Source organism: Agreia sp., assembly GCF_964263775.1.
Classification (GTDB): domain Bacteria; phylum Actinomycetota; class Actinomycetes; order Actinomycetales; family Microbacteriaceae; genus Agreia.
Genome location: NZ_CAXVWM010000116.1, coordinates 1 through 5,798, shown reverse-complemented (window position 1 = coordinate 5,798; position 5,798 = coordinate 1). Strand labels below are relative to the sequence as shown.

Sequence of the window (5,798 nt, the reverse complement as noted above, 5' to 3'; positions counted from 1 at the left end):
GGGGGGGGGCTCTGGTCGGGGGGGGTCGGTTCACGGGGGGTTGTGGGGGGGCGGGGGCCCCCCCCCGGGCGGGGGGTTGGGGCTGCCGGGCCCCCCGCGACTCGTTGGCTAGAAAACGCACGCGCGCAGAGACGGCGACGGAGTCAGGTCGCGCGCTGCTTCTGATGCCCGGCCGCACGCGGGCAGCGTCGGGGGTGGCCGGTAGAGTTCGAGTCGTGACAGATTCAGTGCAGCCCGAATTGTTCAGCCTCTCCGACGACGCCGTGCTCATCGCCGACGCCGCGACCGTCGAACTCGCCGGTGAGGTCGAGGGTGCGGCATCCGCCGCGTGGTGGCACCGCCTCGCCGTCTTCGACCTCGAGACCACCGGCATCGACGTGCAGACCAGCCGCATCGTCACGGCGAATGTGAGCGTCATCGGTGCCGACGGGCATCCGGTGTCGCGCCTCGACTGGCTCGCGAGTCCCGGCGTCGCGATCCCCGAGCAGGCGACTGCCGTGCACGGCATCACCACGGAGAGGGCCGTCGCAGACGGGCGCCCTGCAGCCCTCGTCGTGTACGAGATCGTCGACGCGCTGCGTGCACTTCTCACCGAGGGTGTTCCCCTCGTCATCTACAACGCACCCTACGACCTCACCCTGTTGCACCACGAGGCGGTGCGCTACGGCATCGACCCTCTCGACTTACCCGCGCCCATCGTCGATCCGCTCGTCATCGACAAGGCGGTCGATCGTTACCGCAAGGGCAAGCGCACTCTCGAGGCGGCGGCCGTGGTCTACGGCGTCGAGCTTCTCGATGCCCACGACGCCGGAGCCGATGCGATAGCGGCCGGTCGCGTGGCGCAGGCGCTCGCGCAGAAGCACGACGTCGTGTCGGCCCTGGCCATCCACGAACTGCACGACATGCAGGTCGACTGGTTCCGCGAGCAGGCCGAGAATTTCCAGGAGTACATGCGTCGCACGCGCAATCCCGAGTTCACGGCTCGAACCGCCTGGCCCGTCGGCTGAGTCCACGAAAAAGGCCGAGAGCGCATTCGCTCCCGGCCTTTCGTAAAATTCGTGTGCGGACTAAGCGCCGAAGCCCTTGTAGCGGCTGTTGAACTTCTCTACGCGGCCGGCCGAGTCCATGATGCGCTGCTTGCCCGTGTAGAACGGGTGCGACTCACTCGAGATCTCGACGTCGATGACCGGGTAAGTGTTTCCGTCTTCCCACTCGATGGTCTTCGAGCTGCCGACCGTCGAACGGGTCAGGAAGGTCGCGCCGGAGGCGAGATCGCGGAAGACAACCGGAGCGTAGTTCGGGTGGGTGTCTGTCTTCATGGTGTGTCCTTTGAGATACGAGTGATGCGAAAAAGTCTGTTCGGCCTGGCACGCGCACGGCGCACTGCAGCGGCGACCCGACCAGCGGTCAACTCTAGCAGAGAATCGCGAGAGTCGGGCCTACCGTCAGGCGGCCCGGGCGGAGTACCGGCCGTCGATCTCTGTCAGGGTGATGGGAAGGCCGAAGGTGGCCTCGAGGTTGTTCTCGGTGAGGACCTCGGAGAGGGGACCCGCCGCCACGATGCGACCGCCTGCCACCAGCAGGGCGTTGGTGAAGCCCCGGGGAATCTCTTCGACGTGGTGCGTGACCATGACGATCGCCGGCGACTCGTCCGAACTGGCGTAGCCGCCGAGCAATTGCAGCAGTTCCTCTCGCGCACCCAGGTCGAGACTGGCGGCCGGCTCGTCGAGAAGCAGGAGTTCCGGGTCGGTCATGACCGAGCGCGCGATCTGCACACGCTTCTGCTCTCCGTCGCTCAGCGAACCGAAGAGCCTGTTCTCCAGATGATCGAGCTTCCACTCGGCGAGCACCCGCTGCGCGCGGCGCAGATCGACGTCGTCGTAGTCCTCGTTCCATCGGCCCGTGACCGAGTAGGCCGCGGTGAGAACGACGTTGAGCACCGTCTCGTCAACGGGAAACCGTCGTGCCATGGCACTCGATGCAAACCCGACGCGCGGGCGGAGTTCGAAGACGTCGACCTGGCCCAGCTTGCCGTCGAGAACCGTCGCGGTTCCGCTCGACGGGTGGCTCATGGCCGCCGCGATCTGCAGGAGCGTGGTCTTTCCGGCACCGTTCGGGCCGAGGATGACCCAGCGTTCGTCGCCCTCCACCGTCCAGTCGAGGTTCGAGAGAATGGGATTTGCGTCTCGCACTACGGACACATCGGACAGCTGGAGTACCACGGGCATGGCTCTAGCTTAACCGGTGATCAGAGCAGCGAGCGGTAGATCCGCTCTGTCTCGATGGCGATTCGGCCCCAGCTGAAGGTGCTCTCGGCCCGCAGCCTGCCGGCGCGCCCCATCGCCCGCGCCCGCTCGGGGTCGTCGAGAACCCGGGTGAGCGCTGATGCCAGGTCGGCGACGAAGCGATCGGGATCGACCGGCGTTCCCGTTCCGTCGTCGACCTGGTCGATCGGCACGAGAACTCCCGTGACGCCGTCGTCGACGACCTCGGGAATGCCTCCCGTCGCGGTTCCGACGACGGGAAGCCCGCAGGCCATGGCCTCGAGGTTGACGATGCCGAGTGGCTCGTACACCGACGGGCACACGAAGACCGTGGCGCTCGAGAGCACGACCGACAGGGTTCGCGTGTCGAGCAGGCGGTCGATCCACACGATTCCGGATCGGGTCTTCTGCAGTTCCCTGACCCCCGCGGAGACCTCCTCCAGAATCTCGGGAGTGTCCGGCGCGCCGGCGCACAGCACGACCTGCACCTCGGGCGACAGCCTCTCGATCGCTCGGAGCAGGTAGGGCAGTCCCTTCTGGCGGGTGATTCGTCCGACGAAGACCACGGTGGGGCGGGCGGGGTCGATGCCGAGCTCGACGAGCACGTCGTCATCGGACTCGGGGTGCCACTTCTCGAGGTCGATGCCGTTGTAGACCACGCTGACCCGCTCGGGGTCGAGGGAGGGATAGCTGCGCAGGATGTCGCGGCGCATGCCGTGACTGACGGCGATGACGGCGTCGGCGCTTTCGAACGATGTCTTCTCGATCCAACTCGAGAGACGGTACCCCCCACCGAGCTGCTCGGCCTTCCACGGCCTCAGCGGCTCGAGCGAGTGCGCCGTGACGACGTGCGGGATGCCGTGCAGGCGCGACGCGATCTGGCCCGCCGCGTTCGCATACCAGGTGTGCGAGTGCACCACGTCGGCGCCGGCGACGTCGTTCGCGATCACGAGGTCGGTGCCGAGAGTCTTGAGTGCCGGATTCGCATCGGCCAGATCCGCGGGTGTCGAGTAGGAGAACACCCCCTCCTCGCTCCTGGGTTCGCCAAACGCCCTGACCACAACGTCGATACTGCCGCGAAGCGCCTTGACGAGCTCGGCGACGTGCACCCCCGCTCCGCCATAGATCTCGGGTGGATACTCTCGGGATATCACGTCTACTCGCACAGCTATGAACGTAGTACAGTCCCTCGCCAAGGCTCTACTGTTAGGACATGGCAGCATCGAAGAAGATATTTGGCATCGTCCTGGCTGGTGGAGAGGGCAAGCGGCTCATGCCGCTCACGGCAGACCGGGCAAAGCCCGGCGTGCCGTTCGGCGGAAGCTATCGACTCATCGACTTCGCCCTGTCGAACCTCGTGAACTCGGGACTTCGCCAGATCGTGGTGCTCACCCAGTACAAGTCGCACAGCCTCGACCGGCACGTCTCGCAGACCTGGCGACTGCCCATGATGCTCGACTCCTACGTGGCGTCGGTGCCGGCGCAGCAGCGACTGGGAAAGCGCTGGTTCGCGGGCTCCGCAGACGCGATTCTGCAGAGCCTCAACCTCATCGGCGACGAACGGCCCGACATCGTGGTGGTCGTCGGTGCCGACCACGTCTATCGCATGGACTTCGAGCAGATGGTCGCCGCCCACATCGAATCCGGCCTGGGCGCGACGGTGGCGGCGATCCGCCAGCCCATCGAACTGTCCGACCAGTTCGGCGTCATCCAGACGTCTGATGACGACCCCACGAAGATCTCGGAGTTCCTCGAGAAGCCCACGAACGCGAAGGGCCTCCTCGACTCCCCCGGTGAGGTGCTCGCCTCGATGGGAAACTACGTTTTCGATGCGGACATGCTCATCGAGGCGGTCATTCGCGACGGCGAGAAGCCCGACTCCAGCCACGACATGGGCGGCGACATCATCCCCGACTTCGTCGAGCGCGGCCTGGCCGGCGTCTACGACCTGCAGCGCAACGAGGTTCCGGGAGCCACGGATCGCGACCGCTACTACTGGCGCGACGTGGGAACGATCGACTCGTTCTACGACGCCCACCAAGACCTGATCTCGGCACTGCCGATCTTCAACCTGTACAACCGCGAATGGCCGATCTTCACCCAGCAGCTCAATTCGCCTCCGGCCAAATTCGTGCGGGATGCGAAGGGCAACACGGGCACGACGCTCGGTTCGCTCGTCTCGCTCGGCTGCCTCATCTCGGGCGCCCGCGTCGAGGGAAGCGTCGTCGGTCCGTGGTCCACGATCGAATCCGAGGCGCTGGTGCAGGACTCGGTGCTGTTCGACCGGGTGCACATCGAGCCGGGCGCCATCGTCAAGCGGGCTATTCTGGACAAGAACGTGGTCGTTGCAGCCGGAGCCCAGGTGGGAACGGATGCCGCGCGGGATCGAGAGCGCGGATTCACCGTGACCGATTCGGGCATCACGGTCGTAGGAAAGGGAATCCGCGTAGAACCATGAGTCTGACTTCGGAGGCAGTTCAGTACAGCCGGGGCCGCCAACCGATAGATTCACGGATCGTGTCACACGAGTCGTCTCGCTTCCTCGTGGTGCTCGACGTCGATTCGACCCTGATCGAGAATGAGGTCATCGAGCTGCTCGCCGAAGCGGCGGGCAGCCTTGCGCGGGTCGCCGAGATCACCGAACGCGCCATGTGCGGCGAGCTCGACTTCGAAGAGAGCCTGCGATCCCGGGTGGCCACGCTGGTAGGCCTCGACGTGGCCCTGCTGGCGGACATCGCCGCGCAGATCAGACTCACGACCGGCGCCGCGGAGATGATCGACACCCTGCACGCCCACAACAGCGTGGTGGGCGTCGTGTCGGGTGGATTCCACGAGCTGCTCGACGACCTCGCCGACGAGATCGGACTCGACTTCTGGCGTGCGAACAGGCTCGACGTGCACGACGGTCGGTTGACGGGCACGGTTCGCGGCCCTGTGATCGATGCCGAAGCGAAGGCGTCGGCGCTCGTCGAATGGGCGTCCGCCTACGGCGTTCCGCAGTCGCGCACCGTGGCAGTCGGAGACGGCGCCAACGACCTCGAGATGATGAAGGCGGCAGGGCTTTCGATCGCTTTCGATGCACGACCACTGGTTCGTCGGTCGGCGCACGTCGCGATCAGCGAGCGAGACCTCAGCCAGGTACTTCCGGCCCTCGGCCTGCGCGGCTGACAGGCCACGGGGCTTGGATCAGTGGCCCATGCCGAGGCCACCGTCGACCGGGATGACCGCACCCGAGATGTAGCCCGCGTCATCCGATGCCAGCCAGGCGACGACCCGCGCGACCTCGGTCGGCGTCGCGAAGCGGCCCGCGGGGATGGACTTCAGGTACTCCGCCTGGGTCGCCTCGGGCAGGGCGGCGGTCATGTCGGTCTCGATGAATCCCGGAGCGACGACGTTGGCCGTGATGCCGCGCGATCCCAGTTCGCGGGTGATCGACCGAGCGATTCCGACGAGGCCGGCCTTCGACGCCGAGTAGTTGACCTGTCCGGCCGACCCGAAGAGGCCGACGACACTCGAGATCAGGATGATACGGCC

7 protein-coding genes are annotated in these 5,798 nt (G+C 66.2%); 3 read left to right on the top strand and 4 right to left on the bottom strand.

The genetic code is table 11. From position 1 onward, the window contains the following. Window positions 1-215 precede the first annotated feature (215 nt). Window positions 216-1,007, top strand: a complete 792-nt coding sequence (locus ACE5CZ_RS08575; RefSeq protein WP_374946908.1) for an exonuclease domain-containing protein — start codon at window positions 216-218, stop codon at window positions 1,005-1,007. Window positions 1,008-1,067: 60 nt separating this feature from the next. On the opposite strand, the gene ACE5CZ_RS08570 is transcribed toward ACE5CZ_RS08575, so the two are convergent. The 3 genes from ACE5CZ_RS08570 to glgA form a co-directional block, all read right to left on the bottom strand. Continuing rightward, window positions 1,068-1,319: a type B 50S ribosomal protein L31 gene (locus ACE5CZ_RS08570; RefSeq protein ID WP_374946907.1), complete on the bottom strand. Its 252-nt coding sequence runs from the start codon at window positions 1,317-1,319 to the stop codon at window positions 1,068-1,070. A gap of 126 nt (window positions 1,320-1,445) precedes the next feature. After that, the gene (locus ACE5CZ_RS08565; protein WP_374946906.1) at window positions 1,446-2,228 is read right to left on the bottom strand and encodes an ABC transporter ATP-binding protein; all 783 of its coding nucleotides are present in this window, start codon (window positions 2,226-2,228) and stop codon (window positions 1,446-1,448) included. 20 nt (window positions 2,229-2,248) lie between these two features. Then, entirely contained in the window at window positions 2,249-3,430 is a 1,182-nt protein-coding gene (glgA, locus tag ACE5CZ_RS08560) for a glycogen synthase (RefSeq protein ID WP_374946905.1), read from the bottom strand. A 47-nt stretch (window positions 3,431-3,477) separates the two neighbouring features. Between glgA and ACE5CZ_RS08555 the strand changes: the two genes are divergently transcribed. Both ACE5CZ_RS08555 and serB read left to right on the top strand, forming a co-directional pair. Next, window positions 3,478-4,722, top strand: a complete 1,245-nt coding sequence (locus tag ACE5CZ_RS08555) for a glucose-1-phosphate adenylyltransferase (RefSeq protein ID WP_085486209.1) — start codon at window positions 3,478-3,480, stop codon at window positions 4,720-4,722. A gap of 56 nt (window positions 4,723-4,778) precedes the next feature. Next, a complete protein-coding gene (gene serB / locus ACE5CZ_RS08550; protein WP_374946909.1) occupies window positions 4,779-5,432 on the top strand; it encodes a phosphoserine phosphatase SerB in 654 nt (217 codons plus the stop codon). 18 nt (window positions 5,433-5,450) lie between these two features. Here serB and ACE5CZ_RS08545 read toward each other — a convergent pair. Further along, window positions 5,451-5,798 (bottom strand): SDR family oxidoreductase (locus ACE5CZ_RS08545; protein ID WP_374946904.1); only part of this gene is annotated, 348 nt, incomplete at its 5' end.

What these genes read in the sequence shown, in the direction of transcription:
- ACE5CZ_RS08570 (WP_374946907.1), bottom strand. Translation starts at nt 1,319, where the DNA reads ATGAAGACAGACACCCACCCGAACTACGCTCCGGTTGTCTTCCGCGAT.
- ACE5CZ_RS08565 (WP_374946906.1), bottom strand. Translation starts at nt 2,228, where the DNA reads ATGCCCGTGGTACTCCAGCTGTCCGATGTGTCCGTAGTGCGAGACGCA.
- ACE5CZ_RS08555 (WP_085486209.1), top strand. Translation starts at nt 3,478, where the DNA reads ATGGCAGCATCGAAGAAGATATTTGGCATCGTCCTGGCTGGTGGAGAG.